Origin of the sequence: Pseudomonas triclosanedens (assembly GCF_026686735.1) — a bacterium.
GTDB classification, from domain to species: Bacteria; Pseudomonadota; Gammaproteobacteria; order Pseudomonadales; family Pseudomonadaceae; genus Pseudomonas; species Pseudomonas triclosanedens.
In genome coordinates this window covers 5,475,456-5,497,292 of the sequence record NZ_CP113432.1, presented here as the reverse complement: position 1 = coordinate 5,497,292, position 21,837 = coordinate 5,475,456, and the positions used below count along the sequence as shown (strand labels likewise).

The window sequence follows — 21,837 nt, the reverse complement described above, 5'->3', positions numbered from 1 at the left end:
TTACAACGTCTGTGTGACGCTGTGGGCGCGAACTATACGGAGAGCGTTTTCGCTTGTAAACCCCTGATGCGATAAAAAATTTATTCACGTCCAAAGCTGACCGACGAGCGGATTTCGCGCTTCAATAAGCATATGGCGAACCATACCCAAATAGATAAGGTGACCGCACTTTAATGGCCGATTGGCAAAACCTCGATCCCGAGGCCGCCCGCGAGGCGGAAAAATACGACAACCCCATCCCCAGCCGTGAACTCATCCTGGCACATCTCGCCGAACGCGGCGCGCCCGCAACGCGGAGCCAGTTGCTCGATGAGTTCGGCCTCTCCGGCGAAGAGTCGGAAGAAGCGTTGCGCCGCCGACTGCGCGCCATGGAGCGCGATGGCCAGCTTATCTATACCCGCCGAGGCGCCTATGCTCCGGTGGACAAGCTCGACCTGATCCTCGGCCGCATCGCCGGTCATCGTGATGGATTCGGCTTCCTGATTCCCGATGATGGAAGCGACGACCTGTTCCTCAGTCCGACGCAGATGCGCCTGGTATTCGACGGCGACCGCGCCTTGGCGCGCGTGTCCGGCTTCGATCGCCGCGGTCGCCGCGAAGGGGCGATAGTGGAAGTGGTCGAGCGTGCCCACGAAACCATTGTCGGCCGTTACTTCGATGAGAGCGGCATCGGCACGGTGGTGGCGGACAATCCGAAGATTCAGCAGGAAGTGCTGATCCCGCCGGGTAAGGCCGGCAAGGCCAGGCACAACCAGTTCGTCCAGGTGCGCATCGACGTGTGGCCGAGCGTGCATCGCCAGGCTCAGGGCGAAGTGGTGGAAGTTCTCGGCGACTACATGGCGCCAGGCATGGAAATCGAAGTCGCGCTGCGTAGCTACGACATTCCTCACACCTGGCCCGAGGCCGTGGAAAAGGAAGCGGCCAAGCTCAAGCCCGAAGTGCTGGAAAAGGACAAGGAGAAGCGCGTCGACCTGCGTACCCTGCCATTCGTTACCATCGACGGCGAAGATGCCCGCGACTTCGACGACGCGGTCTACGCCGAGAAACGCAAGGGCGGCGGCTGGAAGCTGTTCGTCGCCATCGCCGATGTCTCTCATTATGTGAAGGTCGGTTCGGCGCTGGATGAAGAGGCGGCCAAGCGCGGCAACTCGGTGTATTTCCCCGAGCGCGTGATCCCGATGCTGCCGGAGATTCTCTCCAACGGCCTGTGCTCCCTGAATCCGTTGGTCGATCGCCTGGCCATGGTCTGCGAGATGAATCTCTCCAAGGCCGGCAAAATGACCGACTACCAATTCTACGAGGCGGTCATTCATTCCCACGCGCGCCTGACCTACACCAAGGTCAGCCAGTACCTGGAAACCCCGGACAGTCCCGAGGGTCAGCGTCTGAAGGAACAACTGCCGGCGGTCGTGCCGCACCTCAATACGCTCTATGACCTGTACAAGGTCCTGGTCGGCGCGCGCCACGTGCGCGGTGCCATTGACTTCGAGACTCAGGAAACCCGCATCGTATTCGGCGCGGACCGCAAAATCTCGGAAATCCGTCCGACCCAGCGCAACGATGCGCACAAGCTGATCGAGGAGTGCATGCTGGCGGCCAACGTCGCCACCGCCAAATTCCTGGAGAAGCATGCGATCCCGGCGTTGTACCGCGTCCACGATGGCCCGCCGCAGGAAAAGCTGAACAATCTGCGTCAGTTCCTCGGCGAGCTGGGGCTGACCCTGTATCGCGGCAAGGGCGATCCGACCCCGGCGGACTACCAGAAGCTACTGGAGTCCATCCAGGGCCGCCCGGACCTGCAACTGATCCAGACCGTGATGCTGCGCTCCCTGAGCCAGGCGGTGTACAGCCCGGAGAACGCCGGCCACTTCGGCCTGAACTACGAGGCCTACACCCATTTCACCTCGCCGATCCGTCGCTACCCGGACTTGCTGACCCATCGCGCGATCCGTTGCCTGATTCGCTCCAAGACGGCATCCGAGCACGTGCAGCGCGTCGGTGCCGCCAGCATGCCCAAGGCGCGCATCTATCCGTACGACGAAGCCCGCCTGGCGCAATTGGGCGAGCAGTGCTCGATGACTGAGCGCCGCGCCGACGAGGCGACACGGGACGTCACCAACTGGCTGAAGTGCGAGTTCATGCGTGAGCGCGTGGGCGAGACCTTCCCGGGGGTGATTACCGCGGTGACCGGTTTCGGCATCTTTGTCGAGCTGAGCGATATCTATGTGGAAGGCCTGGTGCACGTCACCGCGCTGCCTGGCGACTACTACCATTTCGATGCCGTGCACCATCGCCTCAGTGGCGAGCGCACCGGTCGCAGCTTCCGCCTCGGTGACACCGTAGAGGTCGTGGTGGCGCGCGTCGACCTGGATGAGCGCAAGATTGACTTTGAACTCTCCGATAACGTGCTCAGCGCGCCCATCGGTCGCAAGAAGCGTGGCGAGAAGGCTGAGCCGGTTGCCAAGGGCAAAGTGGCCAAGGGCGGGGCGGCCAAGGGGGCCGCTACCAAGGAGAAGCCAGCCAGGGCGCGTCGCCAGGTAGCGGACGATCCGTTCTTCGCGCCTGACGTGGCCGTGGTGCCTTCGCACAAACCGCGCAAGCGCAAGGTCGGCGTGGTACAGGCGTTGCCGTCTGTAGCCCCGGAAATGCTCGCCAAGGCCGAGGAAATGCTCGGCAACACCGATGTGCGCAAGAGTCGCGAAGTGAAGAAGGCGCTGCTCGAGGAAGCCAGGGGCGGCGGGAGCAAGCCGGCGGCTGGCAAGGGCAAGGGCGCGCTCGTCGCGGGCAAGCCGCGCAAACCTTCGAAACAGAAAGCCCGGTCCGCCAAGCCGACCAAGCACCGCAAGGGTTCGTCCGCGCCCAAGGCGGGTGGCACCGGTGGCGCTCCGGCCAGCAAGCGTAAGGCGAAGAAATGAGTCAGTGGGAAAAGGTCTACGGGGTTCACGCCGTAGAAGCGTTGCTGCGCCATCACCCAAAGCGGGTCAAGCAATTGTGGCTGGCTGAAGGGCGGCATGATCCGCGCGTTCAGGCGCTTGTCGAGTTGGCTGGCCAGGTGCGCGTGCCGGTGGGCACGCGCGACCGCAAGGAACTGGACGAATGGGCCGAAGGTGTGCACCAGGGAGTGGTCGCCGAGGTCAGCCCGAGCCAGGTGTGGGGTGAGAACATGCTGGAGGAGCTGCTCGAGCGTTCCTCCGGCCCTGCGCTGTTGCTGGCTCTGGATGGCGTCACCGATCCGCACAACCTCGGCGCCTGCCTGCGTACCGCCGATGCTGCGGGTGCGTTGGCGGTCATCGTGCCGAGGGACAAGTCCGCCACGCTCAACGCCACGGTGCGTAAGGTTGCCTGCGGTGCTGCCGAGGTCATACCGCTGGTGGCGGTGACCAACCTGGCGCGCACCCTGGAGAAACTCCAGCAGCGCGGCCTGTGGATTGTCGGTACGGCGGGCGAGGCGACCCAGATGCTCTATGAGCTTGATCTCACCGGGCCGACCGTGCTGGTGATGGGAGCCGAGGGCAGGGGCATGCGCCGCCTGACCCGCGAACACTGTGACTACCTGGCCAAGCTGCCGATGCAGGGGAGCGTCAGTAGCCTGAATGTGTCGGTGGCCACCGGCATCTGCCTGTTCGAGATCGTCCGCCAGCGCCAGCTCAAGGCCGGCGCCTGACGCTCCTTCGCGAGACGGGGCATCCCGTCTCGCGCTGTTCAAATAATCGCCAGATTTCCTTGCGCCCCCCGGCACCCTTCTCTAGAATGTCGGCCCTTGTCGTCCGGGCAGGCGTTCGCGCGTCCTCTCAGGCGGCAAGGAAAAAATCATTCACTCCTTGCCTGACCGCTTTGTCGGCAGGCTGCAATCCGTAAGGAGCATTTATGCGTCATTACGAAATCGTGTTCCTGGTTCACCCGGACCAGAGCGAACAAGTCGGTGGCATGGTCGAGCGTTACACCAAGGCCATCGAAGAAGACGGCGGCAAAGTTCACCGTCTGGAAGACTGGGGCCGTCGTCAGCTGGCTTACGCCATCAACAACGTGCACAAGGCTCACTACGTTCTGATGAACGTCGAGTGCACCGCCAAGGCCCTGGCCGAGCTGGAAGACAACTTCCGTTACAACGACGCCGTGATCCGTAACATGGTCATCCGTCGCGACGAAGCCGTTACCGGCCAGTCCGAAATGCTGAAGGCCGAAGAGAGCCGCAACGAGCGCCGTGAGCGCCGTGAGCGTCCCGAATCGAACGAGGGCGAGTCCGCTGACGGCGAAGATAGCCGCGACAGCGCTGACGAGTAATCCCGGACCAGTATTGAGGAGCCACATTCATGGCACGTTTCTTCCGTCGTCGTAAGTTCTGCCGTTTCACCGCTGAAGGCGTGAAAGAGATCGATTACAAAGATCTGAACACCCTGAAAGCCTATGTTTCCGAAACCGGCAAGATCGTTCCGAGCCGTATCACCGGCACCAAGGCCAAGTACCAGCGTCAGCTGGCTACCGCTATCAAGCGCGCCCGCTACCTGGCCCTGCTTCCCTACACCGACAGCCACGGCCGTTGAGATCGGGCAGTCGACTGGATTTGATGGATAGATCGCATGCGCGCATTGGCTGAATTCGTCATGCGAGGCCGCATGCAGGCGATCCTCGTGGTCGTCGCAGCCGCGGTATTGCAGCCGTTGTTCTGGCTGGGTGCCGCAGCAGGCAGTCTGGTGCTGTTGCGTCGTGGAGCCAGTGATGCCTTTGGCATCCTGGCCTGGGCGCTGCTTCCGGCACTGGCCTGGTGGTACCTGGGAGACCCCAGCGTATCCCTGGTTCTGGTGGGTAGTGCCGTGCTGGCGCAGGTTCTGCGCAGCAGGGTGTCCTGGAACCAGGTGATGCTGGCGAGCGTTGTGCTCGGAGCGGTGTTCGTGCTGTTGCTAAGCACGGTGTCGGCCGGGTTGGTCGCAAGTCTTGCCGATGCGTTCGGCAAGGCGCTGCCGCAAATTCTGGCCGAAGCCAAGCTGACGCCGGAACAGATGGCCGCCTTGCAGGCGGAGATGGTTCCGACCATCACCGGCCTGATGGCAGCCTCGCTGCAGACGATCAGCCTGTTGTGCCTGATGCTGGCGCGTTATTGGCAGGCAGCGCTGTACAACCCGGAAGGGTTTGGCCGCGAGTTCCGCGCACTGCGTCTGTCTCCGGGCACGGCTCTGGGGCTGTTGGTCGGTGTGGTGGCTCTGCCATTCGCCGGCCCCGCCGCCACCATGCTGGCGCCGCTGTGCATGATCCCGCTGTTGTTCGCCGGGATCGCACTGGGGCACGGCCTGGTAGCGCTGAAGAAGCTTCCGGGCTTCTGGCTGGCGCCGCTGTACCTGCTGGTCTTCGTGCTGGGCAATGTGATCTGTCTTGTCGCCGTCGTCGACAGTCTGTTTGATTTTCGCGGCCGTCTGGCCCGCCGCCAGGGCGCCGCGAACGGTGAAGGTTAAAAGTTAAGAGGTAAGACTCAAATGGAAGTCATCCTGCTGGAAAAGATCGCCAAACTGGGCAACCTGGGCGACAAGCTGAACGTAAAGGGCGGTTACGCCCGTAACTACCTGCTGCCGCAGGGCAAAGCCACCGCTGCCACCGCGGCCAACGTCGCTGCTTTCGAAGAGCGCCGTGCCGAGCTGGAAAAAGCCGCTGCCGATAAGAAAGCCGCTGCTGAAGCCCGCGCTGCCCAACTGGCCGAACTGATCGTGACCATCGGCGCCCATGCTGGCGACGAAGGCAAGCTGTTCGGTTCGATCGGCACCCGCGACATCGCCGAAGCCGTTTCGGCTGCCGGCTACCCGCTGGAGAAGAGCGAAGTTCGCCTGCCCGACGGCGCCCTGCGCGCTGTAGGCGAATACAACATCGAAGTGCAACTGCACACCGATGTTGACGCAACCCTGCACGTGGTTGTTGTCGCCGAGTAAGCGATCCGTCGCTAGGACGTTTCGCACACCTTGCGTGGGCGAATCAGTCCGCTAACATCGGGCACGGTACTGTATCTCGGTACCGTGCCCTTTGTTTTTTCACTGATTCATTTATACGAAGAGCCCGCACGCAGAGCCCATGAACGACATCACCGTCCCCGAGCAATACGACCTGCAAACCGCTTCTCTCAAGGTGCCGCCGCACTCGATCGAAGCCGAACAGGCGGTGCTGGGTGGTCTGATGCTGGATAACAACGCGTGGGAACGGGTTTCGGACGCCGTGTCCGATGGCGACTTCTATCGTCATGATCATCGCCTGATCTTCCGCGCTGTTTACAAGCTCGCCGAAGGCAACCAGCCCATCGATGTCGTTACTCTCTCCGAGCTGCTGGAGCGTGAGGGTCAGCTCTCCCAGGTCGGCGGCCTGGCGTATCTCGCCGAGTTGGCGAAGAACACCCCATCTGTGGCGAATATCAAGGCGTACGCGCAGATCATCCGTGAGCGCGCCACGCTGCGGCAGTTGATTGGCATCAGCAGCGACATCGCCGATAGCGCATTCAACCCGGAAGGGCGTAGCGCCAACGAAGTGCTCGACGAAGCAGAGCGCAAGATCTTCGAGATCGCCGAAGCGCGACCGAAGACCGGCGGCCCGGTCGGGATCAGCGACATTCTGGTCAAGACCATCGACCGCATCGATCACCTGTTCAACACCACCGAGGCGCTGACCGGGATTTCCACCGGTTTTACCGACCTGGACGAAAAGACCAGCGGCCTGCAGCCTGCCGACCTGATCATCGTTGCCGGCCGTCCGTCCATGGGCAAGACCACCTTCGCCATGAACCTGGTGGAGAACGCCCTGATGCGCAGCGACAAGGCGATCCTGGTGTACTCCCTGGAGATGCCCTCCGACTCGATCGTGATGCGTATGCTCGCGTCGCTCGGCCGCATCGACCAGACCAAGGTCCGCTCCGGCAAGCTGGACGACGAGGATTGGCCGCGCCTGACCTCGGCGGTGAACCTGCTCAACGACCGCAAGCTGTTCATCGACGACACCGCAGGCATCTCGCCTTCGGAAATGCGCGCACGTACCCGCCGCCTGGCCCGTGAACACGGCGAGATCGGCATGATCATGGTCGATTACCTGCAGCTGATGCAGATTCCCGGCTCCGCTGGCGACAACCGTACGAACGAGATTTCCGAGATTTCGCGCTCGCTCAAGGCGCTGGCCAAGGAATTCAACTGCCCGGTGGTGGCGCTGTCGCAGCTCAACCGTTCGCTGGAACAGCGCCCGAACAAGCGCCCGGTGAACTCCGACTTGCGGGAATCCGGAGCGATCGAGCAGGACGCCGACGTGATCATGTTCGTCTACCGCGACGAGGTGTATCACCCCGATACCGAGTTCAAGGGTGTTGCCGAAATCATCATCGGCAAGCAGCGTAACGGCCCTATCGGTACCGTGCGCGTGGCCTTCCTTGGTCGCTACAGCCGCTTCGAAAACCTTGCTCCGGGCATGTACAACTTCGAAGACGAATGACGATGTTGCATTCCGCGTGACCGACGGGCGCCTTAAGATAGGCGCCCGTTTCATTTTGCGGAATCCCATGCCATGCGCCCGCTTGTCGCCACCGTCGATCTTTCCGCCATTCGCCACAACTACGCCGTTGCCAAGCGCTGCGCTCCGGGGCGGCAGGCGTTCGCGGTGGTAAAGGCCAATGCCTACGGGCATGGCGCCCGCGAGGTGGTCAGCGCACTGCATGACGAGGCGGACGGCTTTGCCGTGGCGTGCCTGGAAGAGGCCGCGGAGGTGCGCGCGCTGCATGCCGACGCTCGCATACTGCTGCTGGAAGGCTGCTTCGAGCCGAGCGAATACCTGATCGCTGCCCAACTGCGGCTGGACGTTGCGGTGCAAGGTCCGGAGCAGGCGCATGCGCTGCTGGAAACGCAGTTGCCGAGCGCGTTGAACGTCTGGCTCAAGCTCGATTCGGGTATGCACCGCCTGGGTTTCTCGGCGAGCGCGATCCGTGACTGGCATCCGCGCCTGAAGCAGGCGAAGCAGGTGGCCGAGCTGAATCTGATGAGCCATTTCGCCTGCGCCGACGTGCGTGGCGATTCGCTCAACGAGGATCAGGTGGAGTGCTTCCTCGGCTTGCTCGACCTGGATTTCGATCAGCGCTCGCTGGCCAATTCCGCCGCTGTCCTGACCATCCCCGCTGCGCACATGGACTGGGTGCGCCCGGGCATCATGCTCTACGGCGCCACGCCGTTCGCCGATATCAGCGCTGTCGAGCTGGGACTGCGTCCGGCGTTGAATCTGGAAGCGCAACTGATCGCCGTGCGCGACGTGCCGGTTGGCGAAAGTGTCGGCTATGGGGCGCGCTGGGTAGCGCAGCGTCCGTCGCGCATTGGAACGGTGAGCTGTGGCTACGCCGATGGCTATCCGCGCCATGCGCCGAGCGGCACCCCGGTGCTCTTGGGTGGCAAGCGCGTACCGCTGGCAGGCAGGGTTTCGATGGATATGCTGGCGGTCGACCTCACCGACCTGCCGTCGGCCAGCGTTGGCGAGTCGGTCGAATTGTGGGGCGCGCATCTGCCGGTGGATGAAGTGGCCGCCCATGCTGGCACCATTGGCTACGAACTGCTGACCAAGATCACCGCCCGCGTGCCGCGTCGTTACCGCAATTGATCAGGCGCGGCTGCTGTCCGCCCAGAGGTCGCTGGTCTCGCCGCTGCACTCGCTGGCCACCGCGTAGCTGGCCCGGCCATTTCCCTTCACTTCGTACAGCGCCTGGTCGGCCGCCTTGTAGAGCTTGCTGAACTGCATCGCGTGGCTCGGATAGATGGCGACGCCGATGCTCGGCGTCACACGCAGTTCCAGCGAGTCGAAACTGACCGGGCGTGACAGCTCATTGAGCAGGCGCTTGGCGATCTCGCGAGCATGCCCCTCGGCATCCGGGCCGGAGATCAGCGCCGCGAACTCGTCTCCGTCCAAGCGTGCCACGCAGTCGCTGGTCCGCACGCACTGGCGCAGGCGATGTGCGACGTTCTGCAGCATGAAGTCGCCAGCGTCGTGGCCGTGGCTGTCGTTAATCGGCTTGAAGTGATCGAGGTCGATGAGCATCAGCGCAACGGTCTCGCCGTTCTGCTGCGCGAGGCCCAGCGCTCGCTCGGCATGTTCCACCAGGTAGCGGCGGTTGGGCAGGCTGGTCAGCGGATCGTAGTGCGCGGCGTGCTGCAGTTGCGCTTCACGCTCACGCAGCAACTGGTTGCTCAGGGTCAGCTCCGCGGTGCGTTCAGCGACTGCCTTGGCGAGGTCGCGCTGCGCACTTTGCATCAGCGTCAGCCGCGCACTCTTTTCCCGGTCGGCCTGCTCCACGGCTTGCGCGCGTTCTCTCTTGAGGCCCTGGATGCGGTAGGTGAGTGCGAAGGAGAACAGAACCGACTCCATCGCGACCGAAATCGGGAATACATAAGCAGTGAGCGGAGAGGGCTGTACTACGCCCATCGCGCGCATCACGGAAACGCTGACGCTGGTGAGCACCAGGCCGAAGCCAAGCATGTAGAGGAAGGCCGGGAAGGAGCCCTGGCGCCAGCGCACCAGTGCGCCGCCCAGTGCCGCAGGCACGCCAATGACAGTGATCGCCACCAGCATCCAGCTCGCGATGCCCCGTAATTGCAGGGCACCGAGGGTGATGGTGAGCAAGTACAGCGCGCAGTTCAGATTCAGCAACCGATGCGCCCAGTGCACGTAGCGGCGGGTCTGCAACAGCGTGATGGTGAAGCGGTGCACGCACAGGCCCCAGAGCGATGGCAGGGTAATGCGGTCCAGCCACCACGGTACCGCTTGCCTGGGCCAGAAGTACTCGAAGCCATGCCCGCTCATGCCGAGGCTGAACAACAGCGCCGACGCGGTGGTCAGCACATACCAGAAGTACGCGCGGTCGCGCAGGGTCAGCAGTATGAACAGGTTGTACAGCAGCAGCGCCGCGATCAGGCCGTAGATCACCCCGAGGAGCAGGTTGGTGTCGGCGCGGTGGTCCTGTAGATCGTCCAGTGACCAGAGCCGCAGCGGGAAGGAGTTACCGGCAGGATCGTAGGTGCGCAGGTAGATCCGGAGCTGCCCGTTGCCATCCGGCAGGCGGAACAGCGGGCGCCGGTAGTCGCGGTCGCGGCCGGCGGAAAAGGGAACGGACTCGCCGGAGCGCAGTTCGCGATAGCGCCCCAGGTCATCGGGCAGGTAGAGCCGCAGGTCTTTCAGGTTGACCGCGTCTACCTCCAGCCACCAGCCACCGGGAGGGGGCTGCCGGCGGTCAAAATCCAGGCGCAGCCACCACGCGCTGGAGCTCTGACCGACACTGGTGCGACCGTTGGCCGGCATGAAGCCTCGGCTGGCCGCTGCCTCGTCGAGCGACATCCTGCCGCTGCTATCCTCAAGGAGTTCCAGGCTGCCATTGAGCCAGGCGCCACTGGCGTTCGAATTCAGCTCGACTGCGGCGGCGTGGCCGGCCAGCAGAGCGAGCAACAGCACGAAGACATGACGCACGACACTCACTCCCTGTGCCTGGCGGAGACCAAGGCGCGCACTGCAGATGATGGCTCAAGTATAGCCAGATGATGGCGCTGACAAACTGTAGCGCGCTGGCTAAATCTGAGTTCGCTGGTCGGATTTGTACACTTTTTGTGCTATATTCCGCGCCCGCGTTTTTCCGCGATACCTAACTTCGAGATACCCGGTGCCCGTGATGCAAGCCGCCAAACCGCTGTTCGACTATCCCAAGTTCTGGGCCGAGTGTTTCGGCCCGGCGCCCTTCCTGCCAATGAGCCGGGAAGAGATGGATCAGTTGGGCTGGGATTCCTGCGACATCATCATCGTCACCGGTGATGCCTACGTTGACCATCCGTCGTTCGGCATGGCTATCATCGGGCGCCTGCTCGAGGCCCAGGGCTTCCGTGTTGGAATCATCGCGCAGCCCGACTGGCAGTCGAAAGACGACTTCATGAAGCTCGGCAAGCCGAACCTGTTCTTCGGCGTTGCGGCCGGCAACATGGACTCGATGATCAACCGCTATACCGCCGACCGGAAAATCCGCTCCGACGATGCCTATACCCCCGGCGGCAAGGCCGGCAAGCGCCCGGACCGCGCCAGCATGGTCTACAGCCAGCGCTGCCGCGAAGCCTACAAGGGCGTGCCGATCGTGCTCGGAGGCATCGAAGCCTCGCTGCGCCGCATCGCCCACTACGACTACTGGCAGGACAAGGTTCGTCATTCGATTCTGATGGACGCCAAGGCCGACATCCTGCTTTTCGGCAATGCCGAGCGCGCTGTGGTGGAAGTGGCCCAGCGCCTGTCTGCCGGCGAGCCCATCGAGTCGATCACCGACGTGCGCGGCACCGCCTTCGTGCGCCGCGATACGCCTGAAGGCTGGTTCGAACTGGACTCCACCCGCATCGACCGTCCGGGCAAGGTCGACAAGATCATTAACCCCTATGTGAACACCCAGGACACCGCTGCCTGTGCCATCGAGCAGGAAAAGGGGCCGCAGGACGATCCGAACGAAGCCAGGGTTGTGCAACTGCTGCCGAACCCGCGCCTGGAGCGCGAGCGCACGGTGATCCGCCTGCCATCCTTCGAAAAAGTGAAGAGCGACCCGGTGCTCTATGCTCACGCCAACCGTGTCCTGCACCTGGAGACCAACCCAGGCAACGCCCGCGCGATGGTGCAGCGTCATGGCGAAACCGATGTCTGGTTCAACCCGCCGCCCATTCCACTGACTACCGAGGAAATGGACTACGTCTTCGGTCTGCAGTATGCCCGCGTGCCGCATCCGGCCTACGCCGGCGAGAAGATTCCGGCCTACGAGATGATCCGTTTTTCGGTGAACATCATGCGTGGCTGTTTTGGCGGCTGCACCTTCTGCTCCATCACCGAGCATGAAGGTCGGATCATCCAGAACCGCTCTGAAGACTCGATCATCCGCGAGATCGAGGAGATACGGGACAAGGTGCCTGGTTTCACCGGCGTCATCTCCGACCTCGGCGGGCCGACGGCGAACATGTACCGCATCGCCTGCAAGGACCCGGAAATCGAGCGTCACTGCCGCAAGCCTTCCTGCGTCTGGCCGGGCATCTGCGAGAACCTCAACACCGATCACTCCTCGCTGATCCAGTTGTATCGCCGTGCCCGCGACCTGCCGGGCGTGAAGAAAATCCTCATTGCTTCGGGCCTGCGCTATGACCTCGCCGTGGAGTCCCCGGAGTACGTCAAGGAACTGGTGACCCACCACGTCGGCGGCTACCTGAAAATAGCCCCGGAGCATACCGAGGAAGGCCCGCTGTCGAAGATGATGAAGCCGGGCATCGGCACCTATGACGCTTTCAAGCGCATGTTCGAAAAGTTCTCCAAGGAAGCGGGCAAGGAGCAGTACCTGATCCCGTACTTCATCGCGGCGCACCCGGGCACCAGCGACGAAGACATGATGAACCTTGCCCTGTGGCTCAAGCGCAGCGGTTTCCGCGCCGACCAGGTACAGGCGTTCTACCCGTCGCCGATGGCCACCGCCACCGCCATGTACCACTCGGGCAAGAACCCGCTACGCAAGGTCACCTACAAGAGCGACGGCGTAGAGATCGTCAAGGGCGAGCGTCGTCGGCGCCTGCACAAGGCATTCCTGCGCTATCACGACCCGAACAACTGGCCGATGCTGCGTGAAGCGCTCAAGGAAATGGGGCGCGCCGACCTGATCGGCAATGGCAAGCACCACCTCATCCCGACGCACCAGCCGACGGGGGATGGCAGCTACCAGAGCGCGCGCCGCAAGAACTCCACCCCGGTGGGCAGCAAGAAGACCGGCAAGCCGCTGCTAACCCAGCACACCGGCCTGCCGCCACGCGCCAGCGATGGCTCCAAGCCCTGGAACAAGGCCGCCGAAGACAAGGCCACCGGCTACGCCAAGGGCAAGAAGCGCACCACCAAGCGCCAGCCGAACATCCCGCGCTGACGCTTGTGCCACGGCGTGGTCGCTAAGCGGTCACGCCGTTATTGCGGAAGAACTCCACGTAAGCCTTGTCCACTTTCAGAATGTGGTGGGTAAGCCACGCCTTCAGCAGCTCCAGCGCCTCGGTCGAGACCACCTCGCCATCCTCGTTGCGGTACAGCAGGTCGACGATCTGCCGGTTGAAGCGGTCGTGCTCCGCCTTGTGCGCATCCTCCCCCGGGTAGCCAAGGCGTTGGAACAACACCTCCTCCACGATGAAGTGGTTCATCGTGTACTCCACCAGGCGCTCCAGCAGCTCGCCAATCGGCGGGGCCTGGTCATCAAGGCCATGCAGGCTGTCGTACAGCGCATTGGTAAGGTCGACCAGCCAGCGGTGCTGCTCGTCGATCCGCTCGATTCCAATCACGAATTCGTCGTTCCAGGGCATGAAGCTCATCCGTGCACTCCTTGAGGATGGAAGGGGCAGATCATCCCGATCCGCCATCACGAAACAGTGACGCCCATCAATCAAAGTGCATGTGGCTGAAGGGCTGGCGGCGCGTGGGATGTAGGAGTATTCTGCGACTCAGTTGGTACGATAGTTCCATATCATAAGAACAATACCGGAGCCCGCCATGCGTCTCGCAACCCTCTCCCTTCTCGCTGTTTCCGTCGCCCTGGCCGCCTGTGGCGAAGGCGACAAGCCCGCCGCTGCCGTAAGCACCGACTTCCAGAAAGATCTGCAGGCCCGCCTGATCAAGGCCAAGTCCGGCGACGTTATCGAGATCCCCGCCGGCAGCTACCACCTCGACCGCAGCCTGAGCCTGAAAGTGAATGGCGTGACCATTCGCGGCGCCGGCATGGACAAGACCATCCTCAGCTTCAAGAACCAGAAGGCGGGTGCGGAAGGACTGTTCGTCGATGCCTCGGACTTCACCGTCGAGAACCTCGCCATCGAAGATACCAAGGGCGACGGCCTGAAAGTCATCGGCGGCAAGAACATCGTCATCCGCAATATCCGCACCGAATGGACCAACGGCCCGTCCACCGAGAACGGCGGTTACGGCATCTACCCGGTGCAGACCGAGAACACCCTGCTCGAAGGCAACGTCGCCATCGGCGCCTCGGACTCCGGCATCTACGTCGGCCAGTCGCGTAACGTCGTGGTGCGCAACAACCGCGCCGAACGCAACGTCGCCGGTATCGAGATCGAAAACACCATCGGCGCCGATGTCTATAACAACGTCGCCACCGACAACACCGGCGGCATCCTCGTGTTCAACATGCCCAACCTCCAGCAGCCGGGGCGTGGTACCCGCGTCTTCGACAACGACGTACAGGGCAACAACCACGAGAACTTCGGCCACAAGGGCACCCCGGTGGCCAGCGTGCCGGCGGGATCGGGCGTGGTGGTGAACTCCAACGACGACGTGGAGATCTTCAACAACAAGATCGGCAACCACAAAACCGCCAACGTCATCATCAGCAGCTACTTCAGCACCAACTACTCGGACAAGGCTACCCAGCCCAACTTCGACCCGTACCCCGAAGGCATCTTCATCCACGGCAACACCTTCGGCCCCGGCGGCGACAGTCCCGACCATCTGGAACTCAAGGCGCTGAAGATCGCCAAGTTCGGCCTTAACGGCCGCCTGCCCGACATCCTCTGGGACGGCTACTTCAACCAGAAAAAACTGGTCGACGGCAAACTGCCCGAAGCCCTGGCCATCTGCATCGACAACGGCAGCGCCGGCATCGTCAATGTCGACGGACCCAACGGCTACAAGAACATCAGCACCGACATGAGCTCGCACCAGTGCAAGCTCAAGCCGCTGCCGAAGATCGAACAGGCCGGGCTGGGTGGCAAGGGCGCCAAGGCATGACCAGACACGCTTCGTTCCTGTTGTCGCTCGCCCTGGCCACTGCGCTGGCCGGATGCGGGCAGGAGAGCAAGCCACGCTACCAGCCCGAAGGCGACGACTACCCTGAAAAACTCAGCGGTTGGGGCATGCTGCGCCAGGCGGACGGCCACCTTGCGCCGGTCGCCGAGGTGCTGCCCTACGATCTGAACACACCGCTGTTCACCGACTACGCCCACAAGCTGCGCACCATCTGGATGCCCGAAGGGCAGACGGCGCAGTACGCCGAGGACCGCTTCGACTACCCCGTCGGCGCCGTACTCACCAAGACCTTCTATTACCCCAAGGACGCCCAGGGCAACCTGTTGCAAAACAGCCAGGACGACCGCGACCCCAGCGCCGGGCTCGATCTGGCCAGGGTGCAACTGGTGGAGACCCGCGTGCTGGTCCGGCAGAAGGAAGGCTGGGCCGCGTTGCCCTATGTCTGGGACGCCGACCAGCGCGAGGCGCGCCTTGAACTGGCCGGCGACAGCCCGGTGCTGGAGCTGACCGCCGCGGACGGCAGGAAAACATCCTTCACCTACATGGTGCCTGATGCCAACCAGTGCTCTGAATGCCACGCCGAGCAGAAAGGCGCCGGCATCGCCCCGCTGGGCCCCAAGGCGCGTCACCTGAACAAGGATTTCGCCTACGCCAGCGGCACGGAGAACCAGCTACAGCACTGGCAGGCACGCGGTTTCCTCAAAGGACTGCCGGAGCTGGCGCAGGTACCGCAGAACGCGCTGTGGGGCCACCCGCGGGCGAGAGAAAACCTGGAGAAACAGGCGCGCAGCTACCTCGACGCCAACTGCTCGCACTGCCACAACCCCAAGGGCGCGGCACGCACCTCCGGGCTGTACCTCGACCCGCATACGCCCGTGTCGATTGCCTATGGCGTGTGCAAGCCACCGGTGGCAGCAGGTGGCGGCACCGGAGGCCGGCTGGAAGACATCCACCCCGGCAGCCCCGAGAAGTCCGTGCTCACCTACCGTGTCGGCAGTGACAAACCGGGCGACATGATGCCCGAGCTGGGGCGTAGCCTGGTGCACCACGAAGGGCTGGAAATGCTCGGCCGCTGGATCGCCAGCCTGCCCGGCGACTGCTAGCTGGAACACACCCGGAGCCGGCCACGGCTCTGGGCTGCGTGCTGCGACGAGCAAACGGCCGAGGGCGTGCTAGCGTTCATGAGGTCCCTATCTCTCGCAGGTGCGCTTCCATGGAAGATACGAACATCATCAATGTGGGTACGGAGAAGATCAACGCACTGTGGGCGACGGTTTCGCAGTACGCGCTCGCATTCGGTGTGAAGATCCTCGCGGCCATCGCCTTCTGGGTGATCGGACGCTGGTTGATCGGCCTTGCCGTGGGCATGGTCGAGAAAGCGCTCGTAAAGCAGAGCGTCGACCCCACGGTACTGCGCTACGTCGGCTCCTTCATCACCGTCACCCTGAACATCCTCCTGGTGATCGGTATCCTCGGTTACTTCGGTGTTCAGACCACCAGCATCGCCGCACTCATCGCCGCGGCCGGCGTGGCCATCGGCATGGCCTGGTCCGGGTTGCTGGCGAACCTCGCGGCCGGTGGCTTCATCATCGTGCTGCGGCCGTTCAAGGTTGGCGACTTCATCACCGCCGGCGGTGTCACTGGCACCGTCAAGGAAATCGGCCTGTTCGTCACCGCCATCAACACCCCGGACAACGTTCTCACCCTGGTGGGCAACAACAAGATATTCGGCGACACCATCCAGAACTACACCCACAACCCCTACCGTCGCGTGGAACTCAAGGCGCAGCTCTCCGGCGCCGCGGACTACCCGGCCGCCGCCGCGGTGCTCAAGCAGCGCATAGCAGCGATCCCGAATGTACTCAGCGACCCGCCAGTGGACGTCGAAATCCTCGAGTTCAACCTCGTCGGCCCAGTGCTCGCCGTGCGGCCCTACTGCCATAACGACAACTACTGGCAGGTTTACTTCGACACCAACCGCACCATAAAGGAAGCGCTGGGCAGCGAATTCCCGGCGCCGATGCCAGCGCAGAGAGTGATCGTGCAGCAGGCGAGCGAAAGCTGACATTTCGTAGCGCTCCGAGGGAAAGGCCACCACCCGGGTGGCCTTTTCTTTTGCCCGAAATAAATATGGAGGATGGCTGGGACAAACGGTCAATTAATGGAGATAACTGGCGTTTCAGTAATAACGCCCCGCTGAAGCCGCCTTATTGAATACCTGGGTGGGAATATTCCTCCTCTAAATAGCCAATTATCTGGCTGATCCTTTTCTGGTCTGCTCGGCAACCTGATTACGTCAACTGGCGTGTCGATATCCGGCACAAGTGACGTTAATTATCCCAAGCAGGGTCTTGCCATGAGCAATCCCGTAAGCAGTCACGGATTCACCTTGATAGAACTGATGGTCACCGTGTTGATCCTCTCTATCTTCGCCGCTATTGCTGTTCCGGGTTTCACGGATCTTATTCGTGATAGTCGCACGCAGTCTGTAGGTAACGAACTCGACTCTCTCATTCAATTCGCCCGCTCAACCTCCGTTACCCGTCGAAGTGAAATCAGCGTCTGTGTCGGCGCGGATAGCGTATGGACGGTAAAGAGTGATTGCGCGTCCGCAGCGACAATACGCTCAATGAAAGTTCCGCAAGGCGTTCAGGCCGAATCGGATACAAGCGAATTGAACTTCCACTCCAATGGAACCGTCGCCGCCGCGATGAATATTGCGGTTTGCCGCGAAGATAACAGCGGGCGGGCCTATCTGCTAAGTGTTCAGCGCAGCGGCTTCATTTCGCAACGCGTCAGTGAGGGCAATGGATCATGCACACCGTAAACAGAAGAGTTATGGGGTTCAGCATGATCGAAGTGCTGCTCACCATACTACTGATATGTGTTGGCGTACTGGGCATGGTGGCGCTGCAAAGCCGATCGGTCGAGTATGCGCAGGACTCTTCGGAGCGGGGTACCGCAATGGCTTTGGCCGATGACCTCATGGAAATGATGAGGCTACGAACAAATTCGGTTAACCCCGTTATACCCGCAGGCTACCTCAAGGCAGATGGCACCGACTTCCCCGCTGTATCAGCCAGCGGATGCTCCAACACTGCCATCGATCCTGCGCAGCAACTGGCTTGCTGGGCACAACGTGCCCATGCCCTGTTGCCCGGCAGTAGCGAATTGCTATCGAGCGATTTCCACATCTGTGTATCGAAGGGGGCTTCAGGCTGCAGTGCGGACGGCACGGGAAGTTCCGTGGAAATCCAGCTCGCCTGGAGTGTGAAGAACAAACAGTGCCTGGACTCATCCACCGGCGGTGTTTGCCATTACACCCTGCGTAGCCAGTTATAGGAGGCGATATGGTAGCTCGATGGCAGAGGGGCATATCGCTGATAGAAATGATGGTGGCAATGTTGATCGCCAGCATCCTGATAATTGGCGTAACCCAGATCTACATAGACAACAGGCGGGCATACTCCTTCCAGCAGGGGCAATTGGAGAGCCAGGAGAATAGCCGATTCGTTCAATTGTTCCTGAAAGATGAATTGAGCAAGACCGGCTATCGGCGGCGTCCGGATATAAGGCTGGAAGATGATCCCGCGTTCAAGGCGCAATCCAGTTTTGACTGCAACTTCCAGAAAGGTCAGGTAATTACCTATACCGGTGGCGCGCTTTGCATTCGCTATCAACCCCGTGACACTAATGAAAGAAATTGTGCCGGGGATGTAATCAGCGATCCTTCCTATGACAAACCCTACACGGCAGGGCGGATCAACGCGCTCATCGTCGAGAAAATAAGTTTGAGCGCAAATGGCGAACTGCTTTGTAACCGCCAAGCCGTCGTCGATGGAGTCGTCGATGTGATGTACGAGTTTGGCGTGAGTTCCAGGGATACCAGCCGGGGAGTCATGTCATACACGCAAAGCCCCGGGCTGAACGATGTGCTGGTTAGCGTTCGCTACAGCGTGCTGTCCCGCAGTTCCGGTGTGAGGCTCAGGGACGTGATGGATACAAACCAGGCGCTTGATACCTGGAAGACGCTAACGGGGCGCTCAGCTTCCGCGATCAAATCATTGAAGAGCTCTGACAACGGGCAGATCTATCAGATCAGCCAGCGGAGCGTCATGCTGAGGAATCTGATGCCGTGAATGCTGTGTATTTGGGAAAACAGCGTGGGGCCGCTCTTTTTGTCGCCCTGATCATGCTTCTGCTCATTACGATGCTGGCCATTTCCAGTGTGCGCCAGGCGACCATCGAGTCGCGCGTAACGGGGAACAATGCGCTACAGCAGAAATTGACCAGCTCCGCCGAGGCCGGCCTTCGGGAAGGTGAAATCAGTATGCTCATGTAGCGCCGCGCGATTTTTGGCGCGGATTTGTAGCGGTTTTGACGCGGAATACTTGTGCAGGACGTGACAAAAGAAACTCAAAAACAGCAATCCGGCGCCCTATGGCGCCGGATTGCTATGGTTGAATGTCCAGCGGTGGCGCTGCAGGCTGGCGGTGCTGCCCCTGGTTGACCACAGCTCCACTGTGACCTGGCCCGCGTAGGTGGTCGCCAACGTGATCGAGGGCGCCGCAATGCCGTCCTGGACGGCCAGCACGGCACCGCTGTCAGTGCGGAGCAACCTCGCCGAGTACTTAACTCCAGACTCCGGCCCAATGCTGTCCACCGTGGTATCGATCAACTGGTCAGCCTGTTGCAGTCGATCACGGTGCGCGAAGGTCAGGACAACATCCCCGACAACCGATGCAGGGTACGCAGCCCCGCCAATCAGCATTTTGCCCGGTGGATATGGACGGCCCTGACGGCCCTGCAGGGCGAGCTGATCCACCACCGCTAGCGCGGGGTCCAACTGCCCGGTACTGGTGTTGGTCAGCAGGCGCGCGGCCACCGTGGTGCCCTGGGTGTACTCGGTGTTATCCACGCTCTCAAACGTGTCGTAGATCCAGAGCCTGGCTCCGGCCGGGTGGCTCATCGGCACGGTGTCTGCGCATCCTCTGGCCAGCGTCAGCGCGCCCGTGGTCGGGTCAACCGCATCGACCCGGACAATCTCATCATCCAGCAGACCCGCCATTCCAACGCGGATGTCCTCAACGCCTGATGCACTGGTGATCATGACGGAGGTAGGCCCAGCCTCCAGCGGCATTGCTGCGACCAGGAGCCCGGTCGGGCACCAGGTGCCAGTGCCACGGTCAACGAACTCAGCCGAGCCCACGCGACTGGTCAGGTTGAACGACAGGGACAGACTGGTCGGCGCCTCGGCCACCGCGACCAACCAGGCCATTGTCGGATCGAGCAACTGAAGGTTGGCCGGGTCGATTGAGCCGGCCAGTTCACGGTACGGCAGCTCAAAAATGCGCCGAGTGGTGACGGTGCGCGGCGTCCTGTCCGGTGGCTCCCATCCTGCCGGAGGAACAGCCACGAACGACGTCAGCGGCAGCGCGAAACGGTCTTCGAGCGCGGTCACCGTTATCCGACCATCCGTCAGCGTTCCGTCTTCGAATCGACCAACCCGCACCACGACCGCCTCCAGCCCGCGCTTCAGCGACCGAACCCGGAACGCCTGGCCCGGCGATAGGTCTCGGGCACGGCGGTCAAGGATCACTTTGAAACGCCGTAGACCGGACGACTTGATCGTTAGGTCACGCTGGCACAGCCGGGCGGCAATCTCCGCAGTTGGAGCACCCACATACTCCACTTCCTCGACTGACTGGCCGCCATCCCGCGCCGCGACAGCGCTATTGACCGCCCTGACCGTGCGCATTTCGCCAGTGATCGCGTCTTCGTACTTGACCAGCAGCTGGCTCGGCACCGTGTCGCTGCCATTGCTGCTGGTTTCCTCCTGGGTGATCTGTATCAGGCCGCTGTCTTCGTCGAACAGAGGTAGGGTGGCGGCATCGTAGTCATTGCGCAGCAGACGGATAGTGATGAGACCGCTACGGCGATCCACGTACACCTCCGCGCTGATGTGAGCCAGGACGGTGTCCCGGAACGACCGGAACGAATCGGACCTTTTCCACTCCAGGCACAAGCCCAACCCTTCGCTGTACAGCGTATCGGCGGCTGCGCGCCAGGCCGCGTCGTCCATCCGGCTGCGAGCTAGCCCACGGAAGCGCTTGCCGGTGTACATCAAATACAGGATATGCGCGGGGTTCATGGCCTTGATCTGGTTATCCGCCAGCCAAATGAACTGTTTCGCGGCGTACCAGGCGCCGTCGCTGTCCCACAGGCGGTTGCCGCCCCGGCGCAGGATCTCCCAGGTTTTCGGGTATGGGTTCACTGACGTAATCAGGCCCGAGTAAAAGGCCGTTGTGATCCCACGGAACGCCGGCACCAGGCCGCCCAGCATCGAGGCCAGCTTCGGGACGACAACCTGGTCCTCGTCGCCAAACATTACGTCGAGCGTCCCGTCGAGCCCTCCCTCGCCTTTGTCACCGCCAAACAGTTTGGGCGCGTTGATGCGGACCTGGCCGTTGGTGGTGATTGAGCCGCTCCAGGCCGACTTACCGCTGGCACGGATGGCACAGATCTCGTCTAGCGGCATCCCCAGCCCCATATGGATGTCGAAGCTATAGCGGTAGCCCGCGACCTGATCCGACGAGCTGCTACTGCCCATCACCAACCTCCCGCGCATGCTCGACCAGGCGCAGTGCCAATGCGTCACCTGTCGCGGTCAGCGCTTCCTCATCAATTCCATTGCGAACGAATTCGAGCCAGTCGAGGTTATGGCGCTCAAAGAATGCGCGAGTCGCGCGGTGGCAATAACCCTGCCTGGCGGTCCACGTAGGCACGCTATGCAGGTGCGTGACTGTCACTCTCATTTCTTCGACCCCTTGACTCTGATGGGCTTGGTTCGATAGTTCCCAACCGTCAGCACCATCCAGCTTTTTGTCCATTTCTGGCCAAACACTGCGGTGATTTCCTCGCCCTCTTTGCAGAGGGGAAAATCGATGTCGGCAAAGGCCGTCGCCTTGGGCTGTTTAGGCTTCGGAGCCAGCGCACGCTGGAGGATGTAACTAGCGACCAGGATGGCAATTTGTACCCACATAGTTC

The 21,837-nt window shown here is 62.0% G+C and carries 21 protein-coding genes; 16 read left to right on the top strand and 5 right to left on the bottom strand.

From position 1 onward, the window contains the following. Positions 1 to 173 precede the first annotated feature (173 nt). The 8 genes from rnr (at position 174) to alr (ending at position 8,601) form a co-directional block, all read left to right on the top strand. Complete coding sequence (gene rnr, locus OU419_RS25575) at positions 174 to 2,915, top strand: ribonuclease R (protein ID WP_254472288.1); 2,742 nt, start codon at positions 174 to 176, stop codon at positions 2,913 to 2,915. Then, a complete protein-coding gene (gene rlmB, locus OU419_RS25570) occupies positions 2,912 to 3,664 on the top strand; it encodes a 23S rRNA (guanosine(2251)-2'-O)-methyltransferase RlmB (RefSeq protein WP_254472289.1) in 753 nt (250 codons plus the stop codon). The genes rnr and rlmB overlap by 4 nt, the downstream gene beginning before the upstream one ends. 203 nt (positions 3,665 to 3,867) lie before the next feature. Further along, positions 3,868 to 4,284, top strand: a complete 417-nt coding sequence (gene rpsF, locus OU419_RS25565; protein ID WP_054906367.1) for a 30S ribosomal protein S6 — start codon at positions 3,868 to 3,870, stop codon at positions 4,282 to 4,284. A 29-nt stretch (positions 4,285 to 4,313) separates the two neighbouring features. Further along, positions 4,314 to 4,544: a 30S ribosomal protein S18 gene (gene rpsR, locus OU419_RS25560; protein ID WP_003095634.1), complete on the top strand. Its 231-nt coding sequence runs from the start codon at positions 4,314 to 4,316 to the stop codon at positions 4,542 to 4,544. 36 nt (positions 4,545 to 4,580) lie between these two features. Continuing rightward, a complete protein-coding gene (locus OU419_RS25555) occupies positions 4,581 to 5,450 on the top strand; it encodes a hypothetical protein (RefSeq protein WP_254472290.1) in 870 nt (289 codons plus the stop codon). A 21-nt stretch (positions 5,451 to 5,471) separates the two neighbouring features. Beyond that, positions 5,472 to 5,918 carry a 50S ribosomal protein L9 gene (rplI, locus tag OU419_RS25550; protein ID WP_254472291.1) on the top strand — a complete coding sequence of 149 codons (447 nt, stop codon included), beginning with the start codon at positions 5,472 to 5,474 and terminating at the stop codon, positions 5,916 to 5,918. Positions 5,919 to 6,057: 139 nt separating this feature from the next. Beyond that, on the top strand, positions 6,058 to 7,452 hold the full coding sequence (dnaB, locus tag OU419_RS25545) for a replicative DNA helicase (RefSeq protein WP_254472292.1): 1,395 nt from the start codon (positions 6,058 to 6,060) through the stop codon (positions 7,450 to 7,452). A 72-nt stretch (positions 7,453 to 7,524) separates the two neighbouring features. Next, complete coding sequence (alr, locus tag OU419_RS25540) at positions 7,525 to 8,601, top strand: alanine racemase (protein ID WP_254472293.1); 1,077 nt, start codon at positions 7,525 to 7,527, stop codon at positions 8,599 to 8,601. On the opposite strand, the gene OU419_RS25535 is transcribed toward alr, so the two are convergent. Continuing rightward, entirely contained in the window at positions 8,602 to 10,458 is a 1,857-nt protein-coding gene (locus tag OU419_RS25535; RefSeq protein WP_326494063.1) for a diguanylate cyclase domain-containing protein, read from the bottom strand. It abuts the gene before it with no gap. A gap of 199 nt (positions 10,459 to 10,657) precedes the next feature. Here OU419_RS25535 and OU419_RS25530 point away from each other — a divergent pair, with 199 nt between their 5' ends. Beyond that, positions 10,658 to 12,913: a YgiQ family radical SAM protein gene (locus OU419_RS25530; RefSeq protein ID WP_254472294.1), complete on the top strand. Its 2,256-nt coding sequence runs from the start codon at positions 10,658 to 10,660 to the stop codon at positions 12,911 to 12,913. 22 nt (positions 12,914 to 12,935) lie between these two features. On the opposite strand, the gene OU419_RS25525 is transcribed toward OU419_RS25530, so the two are convergent. After that, positions 12,936 to 13,346: a bacteriohemerythrin gene (locus OU419_RS25525; protein WP_254472295.1), complete on the bottom strand. Its 411-nt coding sequence runs from the start codon at positions 13,344 to 13,346 to the stop codon at positions 12,936 to 12,938. Positions 13,347 to 13,524: 178 nt separating this feature from the next. Here OU419_RS25525 and OU419_RS25520 point away from each other — a divergent pair, with 178 nt between their 5' ends. The 7 genes from OU419_RS25520 to OU419_RS25490 all read left to right on the top strand — a co-directional run bounded on the left by OU419_RS25520 (position 13,525) and on the right by OU419_RS25490 (position 19,132). Next, positions 13,525 to 14,772, top strand: coding sequence for a parallel beta-helix domain-containing protein (locus OU419_RS25520; protein WP_254472296.1), 1,248 nt, complete (start codon positions 13,525 to 13,527; stop codon positions 14,770 to 14,772). Beyond that, entirely contained in the window at positions 14,769 to 15,893 is a 1,125-nt protein-coding gene (locus OU419_RS25515) for an SO2930 family diheme c-type cytochrome (RefSeq protein WP_254472297.1), read from the top strand. The genes OU419_RS25520 and OU419_RS25515 overlap by 4 nt, the downstream gene beginning before the upstream one ends. 110 nt (positions 15,894 to 16,003) lie before the next feature. After that, the gene (locus OU419_RS25510) at positions 16,004 to 16,855 is read left to right on the top strand and encodes a mechanosensitive ion channel family protein (protein WP_254472298.1); all 852 of its coding nucleotides are present in this window, start codon (positions 16,004 to 16,006) and stop codon (positions 16,853 to 16,855) included. A gap of 291 nt (positions 16,856 to 17,146) precedes the next feature. Beyond that, positions 17,147 to 17,617, top strand: a complete 471-nt coding sequence (locus OU419_RS25505; protein ID WP_254472299.1) for a GspH/FimT family pseudopilin — start codon at positions 17,147 to 17,149, stop codon at positions 17,615 to 17,617. 23 nt (positions 17,618 to 17,640) lie between these two features. Beyond that, complete coding sequence (pilV, locus tag OU419_RS25500; protein WP_254472300.1) at positions 17,641 to 18,132, top strand: type IV pilus modification protein PilV; 492 nt, start codon at positions 17,641 to 17,643, stop codon at positions 18,130 to 18,132. Between the two features lie 8 nt (positions 18,133 to 18,140). Further along, entirely contained in the window at positions 18,141 to 18,929 is a 789-nt protein-coding gene (locus OU419_RS25495) for a prepilin-type N-terminal cleavage/methylation domain-containing protein (protein ID WP_254472301.1), read from the top strand. Further along, complete coding sequence (locus tag OU419_RS25490; RefSeq protein WP_254472302.1) at positions 18,926 to 19,132, top strand: PilX N-terminal domain-containing pilus assembly protein; 207 nt, start codon at positions 18,926 to 18,928, stop codon at positions 19,130 to 19,132. Before OU419_RS25495 ends, OU419_RS25490 begins: the two co-directional genes overlap by 4 nt. A 96-nt stretch (positions 19,133 to 19,228) precedes the next feature. Here the strand turns inward: OU419_RS25490 and OU419_RS25485 are convergent, their stop codons facing one another. Genes OU419_RS25485 through OU419_RS25475 form a run of 3 tightly spaced genes read right to left on the bottom strand, consistent with a single transcriptional unit; the run spans position 19,229 to position 21,832 of the window. After that, positions 19,229 to 21,400, bottom strand: coding sequence for a phage tail protein (locus OU419_RS25485; RefSeq protein ID WP_254472303.1), 2,172 nt, complete (start codon positions 21,398 to 21,400; stop codon positions 19,229 to 19,231). Next, on the bottom strand, positions 21,390 to 21,605 hold the full coding sequence (locus OU419_RS25480) for a hypothetical protein (RefSeq protein ID WP_254472304.1): 216 nt from the start codon (positions 21,603 to 21,605) through the stop codon (positions 21,390 to 21,392). Before OU419_RS25480 ends, OU419_RS25485 begins: the two co-directional genes overlap by 11 nt. Further along, on the bottom strand, positions 21,602 to 21,832 hold the full coding sequence (locus tag OU419_RS25475; protein WP_254472305.1) for a hypothetical protein: 231 nt from the start codon (positions 21,830 to 21,832) through the stop codon (positions 21,602 to 21,604). The genes OU419_RS25480 and OU419_RS25475 overlap by 4 nt, the downstream gene beginning before the upstream one ends. Positions 21,833 to 21,837: the final 5 nt, after the last annotated feature.

Bases quoted from the DNA above. Each gene is read 5' to 3' on its own strand.
- rnr (WP_254472288.1), top strand. From the start codon at position 174: ATGGCCGATTGGCAAAACCTCGATCCCGAGGCCGCCCGCGAGGCGGAA.
- rlmB (WP_254472289.1), top strand. From the start codon at position 2,912: ATGAGTCAGTGGGAAAAGGTCTACGGGGTTCACGCCGTAGAAGCGTTG.
- rpsF (WP_054906367.1), top strand. From the start codon at position 3,868: ATGCGTCATTACGAAATCGTGTTCCTGGTTCACCCGGACCAGAGCGAA.
- rpsR (WP_003095634.1), top strand. From the start codon at position 4,314: ATGGCACGTTTCTTCCGTCGTCGTAAGTTCTGCCGTTTCACCGCTGAA.
- OU419_RS25555 (WP_254472290.1), top strand. From the start codon at position 4,581: ATGCGCGCATTGGCTGAATTCGTCATGCGAGGCCGCATGCAGGCGATC.
- rplI (WP_254472291.1), top strand. From the start codon at position 5,472: ATGGAAGTCATCCTGCTGGAAAAGATCGCCAAACTGGGCAACCTGGGC.
- dnaB (WP_254472292.1), top strand. From the start codon at position 6,058: ATGAACGACATCACCGTCCCCGAGCAATACGACCTGCAAACCGCTTCT.
- alr (WP_254472293.1), top strand. From the start codon at position 7,525: ATGCGCCCGCTTGTCGCCACCGTCGATCTTTCCGCCATTCGCCACAAC.
- OU419_RS25530 (WP_254472294.1), top strand. From the start codon at position 10,658: ATGCAAGCCGCCAAACCGCTGTTCGACTATCCCAAGTTCTGGGCCGAG.
- OU419_RS25525 (WP_254472295.1), bottom strand. From the start codon at position 13,346: ATGAGCTTCATGCCCTGGAACGACGAATTCGTGATTGGAATCGAGCGG.
- OU419_RS25520 (WP_254472296.1), top strand. From the start codon at position 13,525: ATGCGTCTCGCAACCCTCTCCCTTCTCGCTGTTTCCGTCGCCCTGGCC.
- OU419_RS25515 (WP_254472297.1), top strand. From the start codon at position 14,769: ATGACCAGACACGCTTCGTTCCTGTTGTCGCTCGCCCTGGCCACTGCG.
- OU419_RS25510 (WP_254472298.1), top strand. From the start codon at position 16,004: ATGGAAGATACGAACATCATCAATGTGGGTACGGAGAAGATCAACGCA.
- OU419_RS25505 (WP_254472299.1), top strand. From the start codon at position 17,147: ATGAGCAATCCCGTAAGCAGTCACGGATTCACCTTGATAGAACTGATG.
- pilV (WP_254472300.1), top strand. From the start codon at position 17,641: ATGATCGAAGTGCTGCTCACCATACTACTGATATGTGTTGGCGTACTG.
- OU419_RS25495 (WP_254472301.1), top strand. From the start codon at position 18,141: ATGGTAGCTCGATGGCAGAGGGGCATATCGCTGATAGAAATGATGGTG.
- OU419_RS25485 (WP_254472303.1), bottom strand. From the start codon at position 21,400: ATGGGCAGTAGCAGCTCGTCGGATCAGGTCGCGGGCTACCGCTATAGC.
- OU419_RS25480 (WP_254472304.1), bottom strand. From the start codon at position 21,605: ATGAGAGTGACAGTCACGCACCTGCATAGCGTGCCTACGTGGACCGCC.
- OU419_RS25475 (WP_254472305.1), bottom strand. From the start codon at position 21,832: ATGTGGGTACAAATTGCCATCCTGGTCGCTAGTTACATCCTCCAGCGT.